Raw genomic sequence first — 17,829 nt, 5'->3', positions numbered from 1 at the left:
AGAAATCGTGCCCGATGGGAATGCGATTGCAACAAAGCGGCACTATGCTGCATTGCACAATGGAGAGTGGGGCTTGGCCCGTAAATTCCTCTACGTCATCGTAGGACTCATCGTGCTCGCAACAGCCGCCACTTTCGCCTTCCGCTTCTGGGGCGCCGAGCTGCTCCGCCAGGCGCTCGTCCCGACGACCGAGGTGGCCCGGCTGTCGCCCCCCGGCGACTATTCGAAGCCGGAGCTCTGGCTCGCCCGCCCCGACAGGCCCGGCAACCCGGCGCTCTGGACGCCAGAGGGCTTCCAGCCGGCCGAGAACCCGCCCGCCGCGGTGTTCTTCGTCCACCCCACCTCGTTCCTCGACCGCACCCAGTGGAATGCCCCGCTGAACGACGTGACCGCCAATGCCCGGGCCGAGCTGTTCCTGCGCGGCCAGGCCAGCGCGTTCAATTCCTCCGGCCTGGTCTGGGCGCCGCGCTACCGCCAGGCGACCTTCGGCGCCTTCCTGACCAGCAAGTCCCAGGCCCAGCAGGCGCTCGACTTCGCCTATCGCGACGTCGCCGCGGCGTTCGACCAGTTCCTCAAGGAGGCCGGCAACCGCCCGATCATCCTCGCCGGCCATTCGCAAGGCGCGCTCCACCTCACCCGCCTGCTCGTCGACCGCGTCGCCGGCAAGCCGCTCGCGAAGCGGATCGTCGCTGCCTATGTCGTCGGCTGGCCGGTCTCGATCACTGCCGACCTGCCGAAGATGGGCCTGCCCGCCTGCACCGGCCCCGACGACAGCGGCTGCATCCTCTCCTGGCAGAGCTTCGCCGAGCCTGCCGATCCGTCGCTGATCGTCGACACGTTCGACCAGACCCACGGCTTCACCGGCCAGCCCCGCAAGGGCACGCCGATGGTCTGCACCAACCCGATCACAGGCAAGCCGAACGACAGCGCCCCGGCCGAGGCCAATCTCGGCGGCCTGATGCCGAGCCGAGACCTGACCAGCGCGGTGCTCCGCAAGAACCTCGTCCCCGCCCGCTGCGACGGCCGCGGCTTCCTGATGATCGGCACCACCCCGCCCGACCTCGGCCCCTATGTGCTGCCGGGCAACAATTACCACGTGTTCGACTACAGCCTGTTCTGGGCGAACGTCCGCGCCGATGCCGAACGCCGGCTCAAGGCGCGGCGGAAATTCTGGCCTTTCTGATGATCACCACCGCCCCCGCAGACTTCCGCGCCGCGCTACCCGCCGGCGGCCGCCTGATCGGCCTCGACGTCGGCACCAAGACGATCGGCACCGCGCTGTGCGACGCCGGCTGGAGCTTCGCCAGCCCCGCCGAGCTGGTCCGCCGCACCAAATTCTCCAAGGACAAGGCCGCGCTTCAGGCGCTGATCACCGCGCAACAGGTCAAAGGGCTCGTCATCGGCCTGCCGCTCAACCTCGACGGCACCGACAGCCCCCGCACCCAGTCCACCCGTGCCTTTGCCCGCAACATGGACGATCTCGGCATGCCGATCCTGCTCTGGGACGAGCGCTGGTCCACCGTCGCGGTCGAGCGCACCTTGATCGAGCAGGATTTCAGCCGCGCCCGCCGCGCCGAGATGATCGACAACATGGCCGCCGCCCACATCCTCCAGGCGGCGATCGACGCGCTGGTCAATTGCTGAGCGGCGTCAGCGCCTCGAGCTTGTCGACCAGCACCAGGTGACTGCTCACCCCTAGATGGCCGTAGTTCCCCGGATAGGATGCCCGCCGCCCAACGAAGCGGATGCGATAGGCCTTGCCGGTCAGCTGCCAGGCCCCCTCGGCCGACTTGCCGTGGACCGACCATAGCCGCAGCGCCTCGGGGTCGCCGCGCTTGACCGCCGGTGCCCATTTCCGGCGGACCGCCTCCATCTCCAGCCGGGTCGTCGCGTCCCGGTCCTCGCCGCGCAGATAGCGCGCATATTCGCCGGGCGTCAGCAGCTCCTGCCCCTCGAACTCGTCGATCCAGATGCCCTCGATCCGCTCGGACGCGTTGAAGCGATAACATTGATCGTAAGGGAGCGATCGCATCACCTGCGTGCCGTCCCGTTCGGTCTCTTCGTGGCTGCAGGCATAGCCGAGGAAGCGCTCCAGCCCGAACTGCACGCGGAAGCGGTCCCAGGCGTTGCGATAGGCCGACGGATTGTCGCGCGAGCCCGATCCGGAGCAACCCGCGAGCAGCAACAGGGCCAGGAGCGCGATCCGCATAATGTAACAATGTCACATGAAAATACGGCTGGCCAGTCCCGTCAGCGCCGGTCGAACCGCGCGATCAGCGCGTCGAGCGAGCGGCTGCCCCGTTCGCCCAGTTCGCGCCGCTTGTAGGTCGTGTCGTCCGCATCCGCCGGTTGCAGCCGCGCGCAGAAGCGCCGCACGTCCGCGCCCAGCATCGCAACATCCTCGCCGACCCGGTCGAGCTCCGCCCGCGCCGCCTTGCGCGCCTTGCGTCCCAGCGCGCCTTCGATCCGCCCGCGATGCCCCGCCGCGGCATCGGCGAAGCCATCGGCCAGCGCCTCCATCTCGGCGACATAGGAGAGCGAGACGAGCTGCGCCGGCGCATAGCCCAGCGCGTCGTCGCCATGCACCGCATTAGCGCCGACCCGCACCGTCGCCTGTCCCAGATAGAGCCGGGTGAGCGCCGCCAGCGTGCGCTCGGCGAGCTCGGCCAGCGCCGCGGTATCGGCGAGCAGCGCGGCATGCGGCGCGTCGACCGCCGGAGCATAGACCGACACCACCCGCCCGAAGCGCGCGCCGTCCGCCGCCTGCCGCTCGATCGCCCGCCGCGCGCGGATCAGCCGCTCGAGCGGCGCGCCCTCATTCTCGCGGAAGAACTGGCGGGAGAGCGCGACGACATTCTCGCCGCAATCGCGGTGCGCCTGCAGCGCCGCCTGCGCCAGCATGTGCCGCATCGGCCGCCAGCGCGCACGCTCCACCTGCGCCAGCCACCAGGGCAGCAGCACGACGATCAACGCGAGCCCCAATGCGAAGAAGAACGCGCCGGCCTGGAACGCCGCCCACCACGCGGGATCGCGCGTCATCCAGCCGAGAAATGATGCCCACCAGCCCTGCACGAACGCTCCCCCCGAAACGCAACGCGGCCGACTTCCTATCTGCGATTTGCGGCAGGCGCGAGACTCCTTGCGCCCGCGCTTCGGCAGGTCTAGGCGACGGCTTTAATGCAAGCTTCAGATCATCGCCCCGCGGCCCAGATACAGGGCCGCGCCGTCTTCCCGCACCGGCACCTCACCGGCATTGCGGGCCTTCAGCCCCATGAGATCATGTTCCTGCTCGACGAGGCGGAACAATGGATCGAAGCGAACCGGACGCGCGCGCGCAGCGACCGCCGGCTGGAGGGCATCACCCAGATCAACGCGTTCTTCGAGAACAGCACCCGCACGCTCCTCTCCTTCGAGATCGCGGGCAAGCGGCTGGGCGCCGACGTGGTCAACATGCATGCCGCGCAAAGCTCGGTGAAGAAGGGCGAGACGCTGATCGACACCGCGGTGACGCTCAACGCCATGCGCGCCGATGTGATCGTCATCCGCCACATGGCCTCGGGCGCGGTCCAGCTGATCGCCGACAAGGTTGATTGCCCGGTGCTCAACGCCGGCGACGGCTGGCACGAGCATCCCACCCAGGCGCTGCTCGACGCGCTGACGATCCGCCGCCGTCGCGGCTCGGTGGCCGGCCAGCGCGTGGTGATCTGCGGCGACCTGCTCCACAGCCGCGTCGCCCGCTCGAACATGCTGGCGCTCACCGCACTCGGCGCCGAGGTCCGCGTCGTCGCGCCCTCCACGCTGATGCCCCCGGCGATCGAGGGGCTCTACGTCACCCCCTTCACCGATTTCGACGCCGCACTTGAAGGCGCCGATGTCGTGATGATGCTCCGCGTCCAGAACGAGCGCATGGCCGGCGGCTTCATCCCGTCGACCCGCGAGTTCCACGCCCGCTACGGCCTCACGCCCGAGCGGCTGGCCCGCGCCAGGGAGGATGCCCTGGTCATGCACCCCGGCCCGATGAACCGCGGCGTCGAGATCGACAGCGCGATCGCCGACCATCCGGAGCGCAGCGCGATCACCGAGCAGGTCGAGATGGGCGTGGCGGTCCGCATGGCCTGCCTCGACGTGCTGACAAGAGCCGAACGCGGCGTGGAGGGCTGGGCATGAACCACCTCCTCCCGCCGTCACCCCGCCCCGTCATCCCCGCGAAGGCGGGGATCCAGGGTAACAAAGCGACGTCCTCAGTAACCCTGGATCCCCGCCTTCGCGGGGATGACGAGGGTAATTGGAACGCCGAAGGAATTGCCGAGTGACCCGTCTATTTGAAAACGTCAAAGTCCTCGGCGGCGCCACCAGCTTCGCCTTCTCCGGCGAAACCATCACCACCGACACCACGAACTCCGAGACCATCGACGGCGGCGGCCTGCACCTCGCCCCCGGCATCATCGATCTCGGCGTGTTCGCGGTCGACCGCGCCGCCTGCCGCGCCGGCGGCATCACTCGCGTCGGGCTGATGCCCGATCAGTCGCCGATCCTCGACGATCCCGGCATCATTCGCCGCGCCGCGCTGATGGGCAAGCCCGACCTGTGGGTCCACCCCCTCGCCGCCGCCACGCGCGGGCTGCAGGGCACCGACCTTGCCGAGATGGCGATCAACGCCTCGGCCGGCGCCAAGGCCGTCGCCACCGGCCGCCGCTGGATCGCCGACGCCGGCGTGATGCGCAAGGTCCTCGCCTATGCCAAGGACTGCGGCCTCACCGTCATCGCCCATGCCGAGGACGGCAATCTGGCACGCGACGCAGTCGCCACCGAAGGCCTCACCGCCACGCTCCTGGGCCTCGCCGCGGCCCCGGCCATCGCCGAGGCGCTGGCGATCGCCCGCGACACGATGCTTGCCGAGGATACCGGCGCGGCCATCCATTTCCGCCAGGTCACTACTGCCGCCGGCCTCGACCTGATCCGCCAGGCCAAGCGCCGCGGCGTACGGGTCACCTGCGGCGTCACCCCGGCGCACTGGCTGCTGTCGGACATCGATATCAGCGACTACCGCACCTATGCCCGTCTCTCGCCGCCGCTGCGCAGCGACAGCGACCGCCAGGCGGTCCGCGCCGCGCTGGCCGACGGCACGATCGACGTCATCGCCTCGGGCCATGATCCGCGCGGCCCCGAAGGCAAGCGCCTGCCCTTCATCGACGCCGATGAAGGCATGTCAGGCGCCGAGACGCTGCTCGCGCTCTCGCTCGGCCTCGTCCGCGAGGGGCTGATCGGCATGGAGCGGCTGTTCGAGCTGCTCGCCGCCAACCCGGCGCGCGTCCTCGGCCTCGACGCCGGCACGCTCGCCCCGGGCAAGCCCGCCGACTTCATCCTGTTCGCGCCCGACACGCCCTGGGTGATCGACGCCACGAAGATGAAGGCCCGCGCGGGCAACACCCCATTCGACACGCTGCCGGTCCAGGGCAAGGTCCACCGCGTGTTCAAGGGCGGGCGGGAGATCGAGGCCTGATCGTCATCCCGGCGAAAGCCGGGATCTCAGGCGAAGGCGCGGGCGGCGGGAATGAGCCGCACGAGATCCCGGCTTTCGCCGGGATGACGGTTAAGCGGCGGCCCTCTCGCCAGCCCCGACAAACGCCCCGATCACCCCCATCGCCCGCTCGACGTACAATTCCTTCTCCCCCACCGGCGCGACATAATGGATCGCCGCCCGGGCATCCTCCAACGACGCCCCGCGCGCGATCAGCCAGCTCGCCAGGTACTGCGAGGCCAGGCACCCGCCTGCCGTCGTGACATTGCCATGCGCCACGAACGGCGCGTCGATCACTTCGACGCCCGCCTCGATCACCCAGGGCTTGGTGGTCAGGTCCGTGCAGGCCGGCAGCGATCCGATCAGCCCCAGCTTCGCCAGCAGCAAGGTGCCCGAGCATTGCGCCCCGATCAGCTGGCGCGCCGGATCGAGCCGGATCCGCGCGAGCAGCTCGGCATCGGCGGCGATCTCGCGCGTGCGGATGCCGCTGCCGATCAGCACCGCATCCGCCTCGGCAGCGAATTCGAGCGGCTTCTGCCGGCTGATCGTCACCCCGTTCATCGAAGTGACCTGCTCGCTCGGGCAGGTGATGTACGCCGCCCAGCCCTTCGCCTTCATCCGGTTGAGGATCCCCGCCGCGACGAAGCTGTCGAGCTCGTTGAACCCGTCGAACGTCAGCACCGCGATCTGCACCTGGAACCTCCCATGAACCTGTCGTCCGCCCTATCAGGCGGTGCGCGGCGCAACCATGCCTTAATCGGCGCCGGCCTAGGCAATGCCATGGCTATTCCTATAAACATTCCGGTACTGGTCATGGGCGCGCTGCTCGTGGCGAGTTGCACCTCGGCCCAGGCCGATGGCCTGAACCCGAAGAACAAGCTCCACTGCGCAGCGGCACTCAGCGTTGCCGGCCAGAATGCCGAGCGCACCAATGCCCCCGCCGAGCAGCGTCGCACCTTCTTCGTCGGCAACTCCTGGTACAGCCAGCGCGTACCGAAAGGCGCGCTCGAGACGCCGGAGGCACGCCAGGCCGTCGCGATCGCGCGGCAGGACATCCCCGCCCTCGAACCGATCGCCGCAGCCTGCATCAAACGCGCATCCCGCGAGGCCGGCTTCGCAGGATTCCGCCGCCGGATCGGCGCCGCCTATGACGAGGCAGACGCAGCGCGGCGGCGGTGAAGCCTCTACATTCCCCTCCCTGCAAGGGAGGGGTTAGGGGTGGGTTAGGAAAGGTCGGGCTCGATGCCCGGCCTTTCCTGTTTTCGGCCAACGGCTCGTTGGGCTCGCTACGCTCGCAACCCACCCCCGGCCCTTCCCTTGCAGGGAGGGGAGAAGAAGGCCCTACTTCCCCCGCGCCGGCTTCACCAGATTCGCCGCCACCGCCTCGCGGATCAGCGCCTTGAGCGCCTCGGCATCGATCGCCTCGCCCTCATGGATGTCGATCGCCCGCCGCACATTCCCGTCCAGGCTCGAATTGAACAGGCCGCTCGGATCGCTGAGCGCCGCCCCCTTGGCGAAGGTCAGCTTCACTGCCGCCTTGTAGGTCTCGCCGGTGCAGATAATCCCGGCATGCTCCCACACCGGCACGCCGCGCCACTTCCACGTCTCCGCCACCTCGGGATCGGCCTCGTGGATGATCGCGCGCACCCGGGCGAGCGTCTCGCCGCGCCAGTCGTCCAGCGCCGCGATGCGGGCGTCGATCTGCTCGGCTGCGGTCTTTTCCTCGCTCATGCGTTCCTCGCGAAATAGGGCCGAGCGAACATGTAGAGCCCCGTCGGCAGCAGCACCAGCAGCGGCGCCACCGCGAGCAGCCCGAGCCACTGCGCATTGGCCTGCAGGATCACCGCGACGATGTTCACGATCGCCATGATGCTGAAGATGAAGCCGCTCCAGCGGTGGACCTGACGTAGCATGACACTCTCCCTCAAATGCATAACCGTTCGGCTATGCATTCCCATAACCAACCAGTTATGCGTTCGTCAAGCGCGCACGAAAAAGGCCGGAGCGTCGCCGCCCCGGCCTTTCCTATTTCCCGATGGGAGTGGGAAAATTCGTCAGCGCGAAGCCATGCGCACGCCCGGCTTCACCCAGGCGGCGGTCGCGTCGCCCGCACCGGCGCGGACGAAGCAGGTCTGGCCGCTGGCCTTGATCTGCTGGCACAGCGCGGTGGCGCCGCTGCGGTCATAGCCGCCGACCGACAGGCGATAGAAATTGCCCGCCTTGGTCGAGACCTTGGCGCCGTACGGGGTCTGGCTGGCCAGCGCCGGCACGCGGTCGTCCATGCGGTTCCACGCATCGCGCGCCACCGCCGGGCTCACATAGGCGCCGAGCTGCACATAGAAATTGCCGCGCGACGGCTTGGCGGTGGCCGCCTTCTCGATCGGGGCAGGCGCGCGGGCGCTCAGCGAAGCCTTGGCGGCTGCGGGCACGCGGACCGCGGCGACCGGGACGGTCTGCACCACTTCCGCACGCGGGCCGAACACGACACCGGCATTGGTGCCGGCCACCGGCGCGGCTTCGGCCAGGGCGACCGGAGCGGCTTCGGCGGCGGGCGCCGCGACGCTCGCCTCGGCGGCAACCGCCTCGGCATTGGCGGGCACGCCCGGCATATAGGTGTCGACCGCATCCTGCGCCGGCACGGTCTGCACCGGCTGGGTCGCGGCGGCGGCGAGCATCACGTTCTGCTGGGCGAGCGCCAGGCGCACCGGCTGGCCGGCATCCTGCACCGGCGTGACGTTGAGCAGCGCGGCGACCTGGTCATAGGCGTTGGTCGGGCGGGCGAAGTTCACCCATTGCAGCATCCGCGCGCTGATCTGGTCCGGCGCGACGTCGACCGAGGCAACCTGCTTGGCCTCGGCCCAGCGGCCCGAGAGCGCGAGCGCGAGCGCGAGGTTCTGGCGGGTCTTGGCAGTGGCGTCCTCGGCGCGTGCGGCCGGGCCGAGGATCTCCACGGCCTTCACCGGATCGCCGGCCAGCGCGAAGGCCAGGCCGCGATCCGCAGCGGGGATCGTATCCTGATGGCTGTCAAGCATCGCCCGCGCACCCGCCCAGTCGCCGCCGGCGATCTTGGCGAGCACCTGGTTCAACGCCACGCGGCCGTCGCCCGGGTTGAGCGTCAGCGCATCGCCCAGCGCCTGATTCGCCGAGGCGAAGCGGCCGGCGAGCAGATAGGCCTGGCCGAGCAGCGCGCGATACTCGGCATTCTGCGGATCGTTCGCCACCGCGGCCTCGGCATGGGCGACCGCGTCGCCGGCCTTGCGCTTGGCGATCGCCTTGCGCGCCGCACCGGCTTCCTGCGCCGCCTTCTTGGCGTTGGGCGCGTCGGTCGCGAAGGCCGAGAGCGCGAAGCCCTGGGTGGCGATGCCGGCTGCCAGCGTGCCGCCGGCACAGAGTGCCGACAGGCCGATCACGAGCTTGCTACGGGTCTTCATCATCCGTTCCTTCAACGGTTCCCGGCCGGGACCTGGCGCGCGAGCGCCTCGACCTCGGTCAGCGATTCGAGAAAGGCGTCGAGCGCCTCGGTCACGATCTGCTGCGCCGAACGATTGGTGACCGCTGATGCGAGGCGCAGGCGCAGATGCCGGTCATTGTCGAGGCGGAGCGTGAACGCCGCCTTCGATTTCTTGGCCACTTCCCGGGCGAGCCGCTCGGCAGTCACCGGCGGCAGCGCCTGGCGCTTCGCCACCGGGGCGGGCGCAGGCGCCGGCTCGGGCTGCGGCGCGGCGACCGGCTCGGGCTTGCTGAACCGCTCGTCGAGCTGCTCGATCTGGCGCAGCACCTGCGGCTTGGGCACCGGGTGCTGGATCGGCTGCGGCTCGGGCGCGAACTGCTGCACATGCGCGGCATGCGCGGCATCGTCGCCCATGTCGTTCCAGCCGAGATCTTCCTGGGCGGTCGCCGGGTTGAGCCCGACGAAACCCTGGGGGCGCATCGCCGGGCGCGCCTGGCCCTTGCGGGCGAGCAGGCTCGAGGAGAGCGAGGCGGTGGGCTTGGGGGTGCCGAACATCAGCTCACCACCCTGCGGCCGAAGCCGCCATTGGCGCGCGGCGCGCCGAACTGGTTGACCGGGGTCGGCGCCGCGAACACGGTGCGGCGGAAGTTCTTCTCGAGCCGGTCGTTGATATAGGTCCACAGCGCCTCGACCTCGGCGGCCGAGCGGCCCTTGGGATCGACTTCCATCACGGTGCGGCCATCGATCATCGAGGCGGCGAAATCGGTGCGGTGATGCAGCGTGATCGGCGCGACGGTGCCGTGCTGCGACAGCGCCACCGCGGCTTCGCTGGTGATCCGCGCCTTGGGGGTCGCGGCGTTGACCACGAAGATCAGCGGCTTGCCCGCGCGCTCGCACAGATCGACCGTGGCGCCCACGGCGCGCAGGTCGTGCGGGCTCGGGCGGGTCGGGATGACGATCAGCTCGGCCACCGCGATCACGCTCTGGATCGCCATGGTGATCGCCGGCGGCGTGTCGATCACCGCCAGCTTGAATCCCTGCTGGCGAAGAATTTCGAGATCGGATGCGAGCCGCGCGACCGTGGTCTGCGCAAAAGCCGGCAGGTCCGTCTCGCGCTCGTTCCACCAGTCCGCGAGCGAGCCCTGCGGATCGATGTCGATCAGCACGACCGGGCCACAGCCGGCCCTTTCCGCCTGAACGGCCAGATGGCCCGACAAGGTCGTCTTGCCGGATCCGCCCTTCTGCGATGCCATCGCGAGAACGCGCATGAACCCCCTCGAAATACCAGTTACCCGAGGGTGGAGATGCCATGCGGTCGTCTAAGAATGCGTTAACGGCGTTCCGCCCCGGGATTCCCCTGAGGACATCGGGCTAAGGATTTCTTTCCCAAAGGATGGTAAACGGGCATTTATCCAATCTTGCCGGGGTGGGAGTCGAAGGTCGCATGAAGCTTCTTGGGTTGATCGCTGCTGCGGGGATCGCACTCGCCGCCCCGCTTGCGCTCGCACAGGAAAACCCGGTCAAGGCCGGGGTCGAGGCCTGGGAGCGCGGCGACTACAAGGCTGCCGTCGATCGCTGGCGCAGCCCGGCGCTGAAAGGCGATGCCGACGCCCAGTTCAACCTCGGCCAGGCTTATAAGCTCGGCCGCGGCGTGCCCGCCGATCTCGACCAGGCCGAGGCCTGGTATGGCAAGGCCGCCGCCCAGGGCCATGAGCAGGCCGAGGCGAGCTACGGCCTCGCCCTCTTCGCCAATGGCAGGCGCGACAAGGCGGCACCCTGGCTGCAGCGCGCCGCCGGCCGCGGCGATCCCCGCGCCCAGTATGTGCTCGGCACGATGTACTTCAACGGCGATGCCGTCCCGAAGGACTGGGTGCGCGCCTATGCGCTGGTCACCCGCTCCTCCCAGTCGGGCCTGGCCGAGGCCTCGGGCGCGCTCGCCCAGATGGACAAGTACATGTCCGTGCAGGACCGCCAGGCGGCCCTCACCCTCGCGCGCAAATATGAGCAGGAGGCCAACCGCGCGCCGCTGCCCGGCACCGACCGCCCGCCGGTCGAGGTCGCGAGCGCCCAGCCGCCGCGCCCCACTCCGATCCGCACCCCGCCCCGCACCACGCCGGGCCCGACCCCCGTGCCCGTCCGCACCAGTCCTGCCCCTGCCCCGGCCGGCCCTGCGATCCGCGACGGCGGCTGGCGCCTCCAGCTCGGCGCGTTCGGCGATCCCGGCAATGCCCGCAAGCTGTGGAGCCAGGTCGGCGGCCGCTTCCCGGGCCGCTCGGTCGCCTATGTGAAGTCGGGCAACCTCACCAAGGTGCTGGTCGGCCCGTTTGCCAGCCGCGCCGATGCCGCAGGCGCCTGCCGCGGCGTCAGCCCCTGCGTGCCGGTGAGCAACTAGCCGCAAATCCCCCCACTCCGGTCATATCGCAGTTGCAACAAATCCCGGATCGTGGCGTTAGGGGCGTCATGTATCGCTTCCTTGCGCTCGCACCGCTCCTCGCGCTCGCCTTCCCCGCCCATGCGCAGGAGGAGGAGAGCAAGCCGCCCAAGCGCTATCGCATCTCGCTCGGCCCGCAGGTCTCGCCCAATTATCCGGGTTCGGACCAGATCCAGCTCAGCCCGCTGGTCGATGTCGCGATCGCCCGCGGCGACGAGCCTTTCGCCTTCGAGGCCGCGGATGACAGCTTCGGCTTCCCGGTGCTCAAGACCGGCGGGTTCGAATTCGGCCCCGCCGCGAACTTCCAGGGCTCGCGCAAGCGCAGGGAATCGCACGCCGCGATCGACGAGGTCGGCACCACGGTCGAGCTCGGCGGCTATGCGCAATATTGGCTGGCCAGGTCGCTCCGCCTCCACACCGAGCTGCGCAAGGGTGTCAACGGCCACAAGGGCCTGATCGGCAGCGCCGGGCTCGACTATGTGATGCGCGACGACGACAAATGGCTGGTCTCGATCGGCCCGCGCGTGACTTTGTCCGACACCAAATACCGTCGCGCCTATTTCGATGTCTCGCCCGGCGCGGCTGCCCGCACCGGCCTGCCCGTCTACCGCTCCGATGGCAGCGCGGTGAGCGCGCTCGGCGTGAGCAGCACCACCACCTGGCAGTTCAGCAAGCATTGGGGCCTGTACGGCTATGCCCGCTACGACCGCCTGACCGGCGACGGCGCCGACAGCCCCCTCACCCATGGTTCGCTCGGCACCCGCGACCAGCTCTCCGGCGGGCTGGGGCTCAGCTTCACTTTCGGCAAGGGCGTGCGGTAGCGGTCTCGAGCCCGGGGAGCGTGCAGCGATGGCAAGTGCACTAATTCCCTTCGGCAAGGAGATTTGGCTGGCAGACGGCCCGGTCGTGGAAGTCGCCGGCTTCCGCTATCCCACGCGGATGGCCGTCATCCGGCTGCCCGGCGATCTGCTGTTCCTCTGGTCGCCCGTCGCGCTTTCGGATGCGCTGCGAAGCGCCGTCGAAGCCCTTGGCGAGGTGCGTTACCTCGTCGCGCCCAACACGCTCCACGATCGGTTCCTCGGCGAATGGCAGCGGGCCTGGCCGCAAGCCGGGCTCCACGCCCCGCCGGGGCTCGCCGGGCGCCATCCCGAATTGCGCTTCGGCCGGGACCTCGACGAAAGCGATTTTCCGTGGAGCGCCGATATCGGCCAGGTCGTGATCCCGGGCAACCGGATCACGACCGAGCTGGCCTTCTTCCACCGCCCGAGCTGCACCCTGTTGTTCACCGACCTGATCCAGCATTTCCCGCGCGGCTGGTTCACCGGCTGGCGCGCGCTCGTCGCCCGGCTCGACGGAATGACCGCGGCCGAGCCCCAGGTCCCCCGCAAGTTCCGCTACGCCTTCGCCGACCGCCGCGCCGCCCGCGCCGCGGTGCGCCGCATCCTCGACTGGCCGGCCGAGCAACTGGTGATGGCCCACGGCGCGCCGGTGGCACGGGACGCGCAGGCGGTGACCGCCCGCGCCTTTAAATGGCTGGGGGTTTAGGGCGGGTGGGCCGGCCCTGTCTTCTTTCTAGCCCTCTCCCGCTTTTGCGGGAGAGGGTTGGGTGAGGGCACTTCTTCTTACTCTTCAACCCCTCGTTCCTACTCTTCAACCTCTCGCCAGGTCCGCGCCTCGCAAGCGGCCTTGATCGTCAGCAGCACCCCATCGAGATTCTCAAAGACCTCATTGTTCCAAAAGCGAAGGACGCGATGCCCCTCCGCTTCGATGAACCGCGTGCGTACACGATCGACATCCTCATTGTGCTGGCTGCCATCGACTTCGACGACTAGCGCAGTCTCCGTGCATAGAAAGTCGACGCTGTAAGGCCCTATCGAAGCTTGGAAGCGGAACTTGAACCCACCGAGCTGACGGTTGCGCAGATGCGCCCATAGCCGGCTTTCCGCCTCCGTCGCCTCCTTGCGAAGGCGGGCTGCATATGGATTCGTCTTTCGGCGAACAGGCCCCTGCATGGCCATGAAGATACAAGAAGAAGTGCCCTCACCCAACCCTCTCCCGCGAAAGCGGGAGAGGGCTATGAGACAGACTTGGCTGGCGACTGTGTCCCCAGCGTACACCTGGCGCCGCAACGAGTAGTGAAATCCTCTCCTCGCCACCTCAAGCCCTCTCCCGCCTTCGCGGGAGAGGGTTGGGTGAGGGCCTTCTTCTTCTACCCAGCTACCCAATCCCCCCGCGCAATCCCCTGCGCATAGAGCAGCGCGGTCAAATCTCCATGGTCCACCCGCGCGCCGGCAGCCGCCGCCACGATCGGTTTCGCGTGATAGGCCACCCCCAGCCCCGCCTCGCGGATCATCGCCAGGTCGTTGGCGCCGTCGCCCACCGCCAGCGTCTCGTGATGGGCTAAGCGATACTCATGCCGTTCAGAGCGCAGCACGTTCTCCTTCGTCGAGCTATCGACGATCGGCTTCTTGACCAATCCCGTAAGCTTCCCATCCACAATGCCCAGCCGATTGGCGATCGCGTAGTTGAACCCGATCTCCGCGCCCACCGGCTCGGCGAACCGCGTGAACCCGCCCGAGACCAGCACGCAGGTCGCGCCCCACGCCCGCATCGTCTGCACCAGTGCCTTCGCCCCCGGCATCAGCCGAACCCGCTCGGCCAGGCACTGCTCGATCGCGCTTTCGGACAGCCCCTTCAGCAACGCCACCCGCGCATCCAGGGCCGCGCCGAAGTCCAGCTCGCCGCGCATCGCCCGCTCGGTCACCTCGGCGATCTGCGCCTTGATACCGGCATAGTCGGCCAGCTCATCGATGCACTCGACGGTGATCATCGTCGAGTCCATGTCCGCCACCAGCAGCTTCTTCGCCCGCCCCTCGGCCGGCTGCACCACGATATCGATAGAGGGAAACGCGCCCTCCAGCGCCCCGCGCGCCGCGTCCGGATGCATCGCGAACGCCAGGTCCGCCGCGCGCCCCTCGTCGATCCAGCGCCTGCTTCCCGGACCGCAATGCACCGAAGCCAACCGGTCACCCGCTTCCGAAAGCTGCCCTGCGGCCAGACCATCTGCTATAAGCGTCGCAATGAACATCGGATCCCCTGACCTGCCTTTGGTGGCGCTCATCGCAGGGCCGACCGCGAGCGGCAAGTCCGCGCTCGCCCTCGCGCTCGCCGAAAGGCACAACGGCACCGTGATCAATGCGGACTCGATGCAGGTCTATGCCGATCTCCGCATCCTCACCGCCCGCCCCCCGGTCGAGGAAGAGAAGCGCGCCCCACACCGTCTGTTCGGCCATGTCGACGGCGCCGAGGCCTATTCCGCCGCGCGCTGGGCGGCCGAGGCCCGAGCGGCTATCCAGGAAGCCCACAAGGACTCCCGCCTCCCCATCCTGGTCGGCGGCACCGGCATGTACCTGCGCACCCTGGTCGAGGGCATCGCGCCCGTGCCCGAGATCGATTCGATCATCCGTGCCGAGGTCCGGTCGCTTGCGGTCGCCGATGCGCATGCCGAGCTGTCGCGGCTCGATCCCGCGACCGCCGCCCGCCTCAAGCCTGCCGACACCGCCCGCGTCTCGCGCGCGCTCGAGGTGGTCCGCTCCACCGGCAAGTCGCTCGGCGAGTGGCAGGCCGAGCGGCATGGCGGGATCCACACCGAGGTCCGCATCGCCGCGACGATCCTGCTGCCCGACAAGACCTGGCTCGCCGACCGGATCGACCGCCGCTTCCGCCACATGGTCAAGGTCGCGCAAGGAGAGGTCGAGGCTCTGCTCGCCCGCACCGACGTGCCCGACGACGCGCCCGTGCTCCGCGCGATCGGGGTGCGCGAGATCGGCCTCGCGCTCTCGGGCGAGAGCAACCTCGACGAGGCGCATTTCGCCGGCTCGCTCGCCACGCGCCAATACGCCAAGCGACAGTACACCTGGTTCCGCCGCCAGCCCCCGCCTGAATGGGAGCGCACGGATGAGACACAAACGAACAGACTCCTTGAAGGATTCGAAACAAAATTACTATAGTACGGCTTGACGCGTAGTTTTCGTGCGGGTAGCAGCGCCCTTCGGCGGTGTTTCCTGCACCGCAACAAACGGAGGCCGATTGTGACCGAGAAGAGTGGAGCAGACATCCTGATCGAGACGCTGAGCGATCTCGGTGTGGAAGTCGTGTTCGGCTATCCGGGCGGCGCGGTGCTTCCGATCTATGATGCGATCTTCAAGCAGGAGAAGATCAAGCACATCCTGGTCCGCCACGAGCAGGCGGCGACCCACGCGGCGGAGGGCTATGCCCGCGCCACCGGCAAGCCGGGCGTCGTCCTCGTCACCTCGGGCCCGGGCGCGACCAATGCGGTCACCGGGATCACCGATGCGCTGATGGATTCGATCCCGATGGTCGTCATCACCGGCCAGGTCCCCACCGCGCTGATCGGCACCGATGCGTTCCAGGAAGCGGACACGGTCGGCATCACCCGCCACTGCTCGAAGCATAATTACCTGGTGAAGGATCCCGCCCGGCTCGAGCCGACGATCCGCGAGGCCTTCTACATCGCCACCTCGGGCCGCCCCGGCCCGGTCGTGATCGACATCCCCAAGGACGTCCAGGTCGCCACCGCCCGGCGCGGCGAGAACACGCCGATCTCGCACAAGACCTATCGCCCGCAGACCGAGCCCGATGCGGCCGCGATCGAGAAGGCGGTCGACATGCTGGCCGCGGCCGAGCGCCCGATCTTCTACACCGGCGGCGGCATCATCAATTCCGGTCCCGAAGCGTCACGCCTGTTGCGCGAGCTCGCCGAGCTCACCGGCGCGCCGGTCACCTCGACGCTGATGGGCCTCGGTGCCTTCCCCGCCTCGGACGACAAGTGGCTGGGAATGCTGGGGATGCACGGCACCTACGAAGCCAATATGGCGATGAACCAGGCCGACCTGATCATCGCTTTGGGTGCCCGTTTCGACGACCGCGTCACCGGCCGGCTCGATGCCTTCTCGCCCAACAGTGCAAAGATCCACGTCGATATCGACCGCTCGAGCATCAACAAGAACGTTCGCGTCGATCTGCCCATCGTGGCGGACGTCGGCCGGGCGATCCAGGCGATGATCGATGCGTATCAACTTCGCAGGCATCCCCGTCCGGACCTGTCCGAATGGTGGAACCGCATCCAGGGCTGGCGCCATGTCGGCTGCCTCGATTTCCAGGAGAGCGATCCCCAGGTCATCATGCCCCAGCGTGCCATCCGCGCGCTGTGGGAAGCGACGAAAGACCAGGCCCCGATCATCACCACCGAGGTCGGCCAGCACCAGATGTGGGCCGCCCAGCACTTCCATTTCGACGACCCCAACAAGTGGCTCACCTCGGGCGGCCTGGGGACGATGGGCTATGGCCTTCCCGCCGCGATCGGCGCGCAGCTGGGCCATCCGGACCGGCTGGTCATCGACATCGCCGGCGAAGCCTCGATCCAGATGAACATCCAGGAGCTGGCCACGGCGACCCAGTACCGGCTGCCGGTCAAGATCTTCATTTTGAACAACGAATATATGGGCATGGTCCGCCAGTGGCAGGAGCTGACCTACCAGTCGCGCTATTCGGAGAGCTACAGCGACGCCCTTCCCGACTTCGTCAAGCTGGGCGAGGCCTATGGCTGGAAGGGCATCCGCATCGAGACGCGCGACCAGCTCGACGCCGGCATCGCCGAGATGCTCGCCTATGACGGGCCGGTGGTGGTCGATTGCCGCGTGGCCAAGCTCGCCAACTGCTTCCCGATGATCCCGTCGGGCGCCGCCCATACCGAAATGCTGCTCCAATCGGCCGAAGTCTCGGGCGAGATGGACGACGAAGCCAAGGCGCTGGTCTGAACCCATGCATATCAAGGAAGAAGCAGTCGAGCGGCACACGCTCGCCGTCATCGTCGACAACGAGCCGGGCATCCTCGCCCGGATCGCCGGCCTGTTCACCGCGCGCGGCTACAACATCTCGTCGCTCACCGTGTCCGAGATCAGCGACGACGACCTGATCAGCCGGATCACCATCGTCACCCACGCCTCGGCGCCGGTGATGGAGCAGATCATCGCCCAGCTCGAGCGGCTGGTGCCGGTGCACAAGGTCACCGACCTCACCGCCTTCGGCCCGCATGTCGAGCGCGAGCTCGCGCTGGTGAAGGTGTCGGGCACCGGCGAGCACCGGATCGAGGCGCTGCGCCTCGCCGAAGTCTACCGCGCCCGCGTCGTTGACGCGACCACCTCGAGCTTCGTCTTCGAAGTCACCGGCGGCGTGGAGAAGCTGGACAAGTTCGTCGAGCTGATGCGCGATCTCGGCCTGGTCGAGGTCGCCCGCACCGGCATCGTCGCGATTGCGAGAGGGGCCGAGGCGGCCTGAAATCATAACCGTCACCCCGGCGAAAGCCGGGGTCTCGTGCGCCAGGCGCACGCTCAACATAAGGTG

Annotated in this window: 21 protein-coding genes; 11 read left to right on the top strand and 10 right to left on the bottom strand. The window is 68.6% G+C overall.

All coding sequences use genetic code 11. The features are described 5' to 3' along the window. Positions 1 to 73 precede the first annotated feature (73 nt). Entirely contained in the window at positions 74 to 1,183 is a 1,110-nt protein-coding gene (locus tag J2W22_RS12400; protein ID WP_307118561.1) for a DUF3089 domain-containing protein, read from the top strand. Continuing rightward, positions 1,183 to 1,644: a Holliday junction resolvase RuvX gene (gene ruvX, locus J2W22_RS12395; RefSeq protein ID WP_307118560.1), complete on the top strand. Its 462-nt coding sequence runs from the start codon at positions 1,183 to 1,185 to the stop codon at positions 1,642 to 1,644. Before J2W22_RS12400 ends, ruvX begins: the two co-directional genes overlap by 1 nt. Here the strand turns inward: ruvX and J2W22_RS12390 are convergent. Then, entirely contained in the window at positions 1,634 to 2,209 is a 576-nt protein-coding gene (locus J2W22_RS12390) for a hypothetical protein (RefSeq protein WP_307118559.1), read from the bottom strand. The genes ruvX and J2W22_RS12390 overlap by 11 nt on opposite strands. Before the next feature lie 41 nt (positions 2,210 to 2,250). Beyond that, positions 2,251 to 3,072: a hypothetical protein gene (locus tag J2W22_RS12385; RefSeq protein WP_307118558.1), complete on the bottom strand. Its 822-nt coding sequence runs from the start codon at positions 3,070 to 3,072 to the stop codon at positions 2,251 to 2,253. Between the two features lie 105 nt (positions 3,073 to 3,177). On the opposite strand from J2W22_RS12385, the gene J2W22_RS12380 reads away from it, so the two are divergent. Continuing rightward, positions 3,178 to 4,167, top strand: a complete 990-nt coding sequence (locus tag J2W22_RS12380) for an aspartate carbamoyltransferase catalytic subunit (protein ID WP_307118557.1) — start codon at positions 3,178 to 3,180, stop codon at positions 4,165 to 4,167. 142 nt (positions 4,168 to 4,309) lie between these two features. After that, complete coding sequence (locus J2W22_RS12375; protein WP_307118556.1) at positions 4,310 to 5,503, top strand: dihydroorotase; 1,194 nt, start codon at positions 4,310 to 4,312, stop codon at positions 5,501 to 5,503. Between the two features lie 90 nt (positions 5,504 to 5,593). Here J2W22_RS12375 and J2W22_RS12370 read toward each other — a convergent pair whose 3' ends face one another. Then, a complete protein-coding gene (locus tag J2W22_RS12370) occupies positions 5,594 to 6,214 on the bottom strand; it encodes a DJ-1/PfpI family protein (protein ID WP_307118555.1) in 621 nt (206 codons plus the stop codon). Positions 6,215 to 6,301: 87 nt separating this feature from the next. Between J2W22_RS12370 and J2W22_RS12365 the strand changes: the two genes are divergently transcribed. Continuing rightward, positions 6,302 to 6,700 (top strand): hypothetical protein, encoded by a 399-nt coding sequence (locus J2W22_RS12365; RefSeq protein WP_307118554.1) that lies wholly within the window; start codon positions 6,302 to 6,304, stop codon positions 6,698 to 6,700. A gap of 162 nt (positions 6,701 to 6,862) precedes the next feature. Here J2W22_RS12365 and J2W22_RS12360 read toward each other — a convergent pair whose 3' ends face one another. The 5 genes from J2W22_RS12360 to J2W22_RS12340 form a co-directional block, all read right to left on the bottom strand. Beyond that, on the bottom strand, positions 6,863 to 7,252 hold the full coding sequence (locus J2W22_RS12360; protein WP_307118553.1) for a DUF1801 domain-containing protein: 390 nt from the start codon (positions 7,250 to 7,252) through the stop codon (positions 6,863 to 6,865). Next, a complete protein-coding gene (locus J2W22_RS12355) occupies positions 7,249 to 7,434 on the bottom strand; it encodes a hypothetical protein (RefSeq protein WP_307118552.1) in 186 nt (61 codons plus the stop codon). The genes J2W22_RS12360 and J2W22_RS12355 overlap by 4 nt, the downstream gene beginning before the upstream one ends. Positions 7,435 to 7,575: 141 nt before the next feature. Then, positions 7,576 to 8,952: an SPOR domain-containing protein gene (locus J2W22_RS12350; protein WP_307118551.1), complete on the bottom strand. Its 1,377-nt coding sequence runs from the start codon at positions 8,950 to 8,952 to the stop codon at positions 7,576 to 7,578. An 11-nt stretch (positions 8,953 to 8,963) separates the two neighbouring features. Then, positions 8,964 to 9,527, bottom strand: coding sequence for a hypothetical protein (locus J2W22_RS12345; RefSeq protein ID WP_307118550.1), 564 nt, complete (start codon positions 9,525 to 9,527; stop codon positions 8,964 to 8,966). Further along, the gene (locus tag J2W22_RS12340) at positions 9,527 to 10,240 is read right to left on the bottom strand and encodes a ParA family protein (RefSeq protein WP_307118549.1); all 714 of its coding nucleotides are present in this window, start codon (positions 10,238 to 10,240) and stop codon (positions 9,527 to 9,529) included. The genes J2W22_RS12345 and J2W22_RS12340 overlap by 1 nt, the downstream gene beginning before the upstream one ends. A 176-nt stretch (positions 10,241 to 10,416) precedes the next feature. On the opposite strand from J2W22_RS12340, the gene J2W22_RS12335 reads away from it, so the two are divergent. The 3 genes from J2W22_RS12335 (at position 10,417) to J2W22_RS12325 (ending at position 12,948) form a co-directional block, all read left to right on the top strand. Further along, positions 10,417 to 11,364: an SPOR domain-containing protein gene (locus J2W22_RS12335; RefSeq protein WP_307118548.1), complete on the top strand. Its 948-nt coding sequence runs from the start codon at positions 10,417 to 10,419 to the stop codon at positions 11,362 to 11,364. A 68-nt stretch (positions 11,365 to 11,432) separates the two neighbouring features. Continuing rightward, positions 11,433 to 12,224, top strand: a complete 792-nt coding sequence (locus J2W22_RS12330) for a MipA/OmpV family protein (RefSeq protein WP_307118547.1) — start codon at positions 11,433 to 11,435, stop codon at positions 12,222 to 12,224. A 28-nt stretch (positions 12,225 to 12,252) separates the two neighbouring features. Next, positions 12,253 to 12,948 (top strand): DUF4336 domain-containing protein, encoded by a 696-nt coding sequence (locus J2W22_RS12325; RefSeq protein ID WP_307118546.1) that lies wholly within the window; start codon positions 12,253 to 12,255, stop codon positions 12,946 to 12,948. A gap of 98 nt (positions 12,949 to 13,046) precedes the next feature. On the opposite strand, the gene J2W22_RS12320 is transcribed toward J2W22_RS12325, so the two are convergent. Together J2W22_RS12320 and serB are read right to left on the bottom strand one after the other, a co-directional pair. Continuing rightward, entirely contained in the window at positions 13,047 to 13,451 is a 405-nt protein-coding gene (locus J2W22_RS12320; protein ID WP_307118545.1) for an endonuclease domain-containing protein, read from the bottom strand. Between the two features lie 161 nt (positions 13,452 to 13,612). Continuing rightward, on the bottom strand, positions 13,613 to 14,491 hold the full coding sequence (gene serB, locus J2W22_RS12315; RefSeq protein ID WP_307118544.1) for a phosphoserine phosphatase SerB: 879 nt from the start codon (positions 14,489 to 14,491) through the stop codon (positions 13,613 to 13,615). Here serB and miaA point away from each other — a divergent pair. The 3 genes from miaA (at position 14,484) to ilvN (ending at position 17,763) form a co-directional block, all read left to right on the top strand. Next, a complete protein-coding gene (gene miaA / locus J2W22_RS12310; RefSeq protein WP_307118543.1) occupies positions 14,484 to 15,413 on the top strand; it encodes a tRNA (adenosine(37)-N6)-dimethylallyltransferase MiaA in 930 nt (309 codons plus the stop codon). The genes serB and miaA overlap by 8 nt on opposite strands. 81 nt (positions 15,414 to 15,494) lie before the next feature. Then, positions 15,495 to 17,243, top strand: coding sequence for an acetolactate synthase 3 large subunit (locus J2W22_RS12305; protein WP_307118542.1), 1,749 nt, complete (start codon positions 15,495 to 15,497; stop codon positions 17,241 to 17,243). A 4-nt stretch (positions 17,244 to 17,247) separates the two neighbouring features. Next, positions 17,248 to 17,763 (top strand): acetolactate synthase small subunit, encoded by a 516-nt coding sequence (ilvN, locus tag J2W22_RS12300; RefSeq protein ID WP_307118541.1) that lies wholly within the window; start codon positions 17,248 to 17,250, stop codon positions 17,761 to 17,763. The last annotated feature ends 66 nt before the right edge of the window (positions 17,764 to 17,829 follow it).

This window comes from Sphingomonas kyeonggiensis, assembly GCF_030812785.1.
GTDB lineage: Bacteria > Pseudomonadota > Alphaproteobacteria > Sphingomonadales > Sphingomonadaceae > Sphingomonas > Sphingomonas kyeonggiensis_B.
Note: the sequence above shows the minus strand (reverse complement) of the source record. Positions and strands in the feature narration are given on the sequence as shown.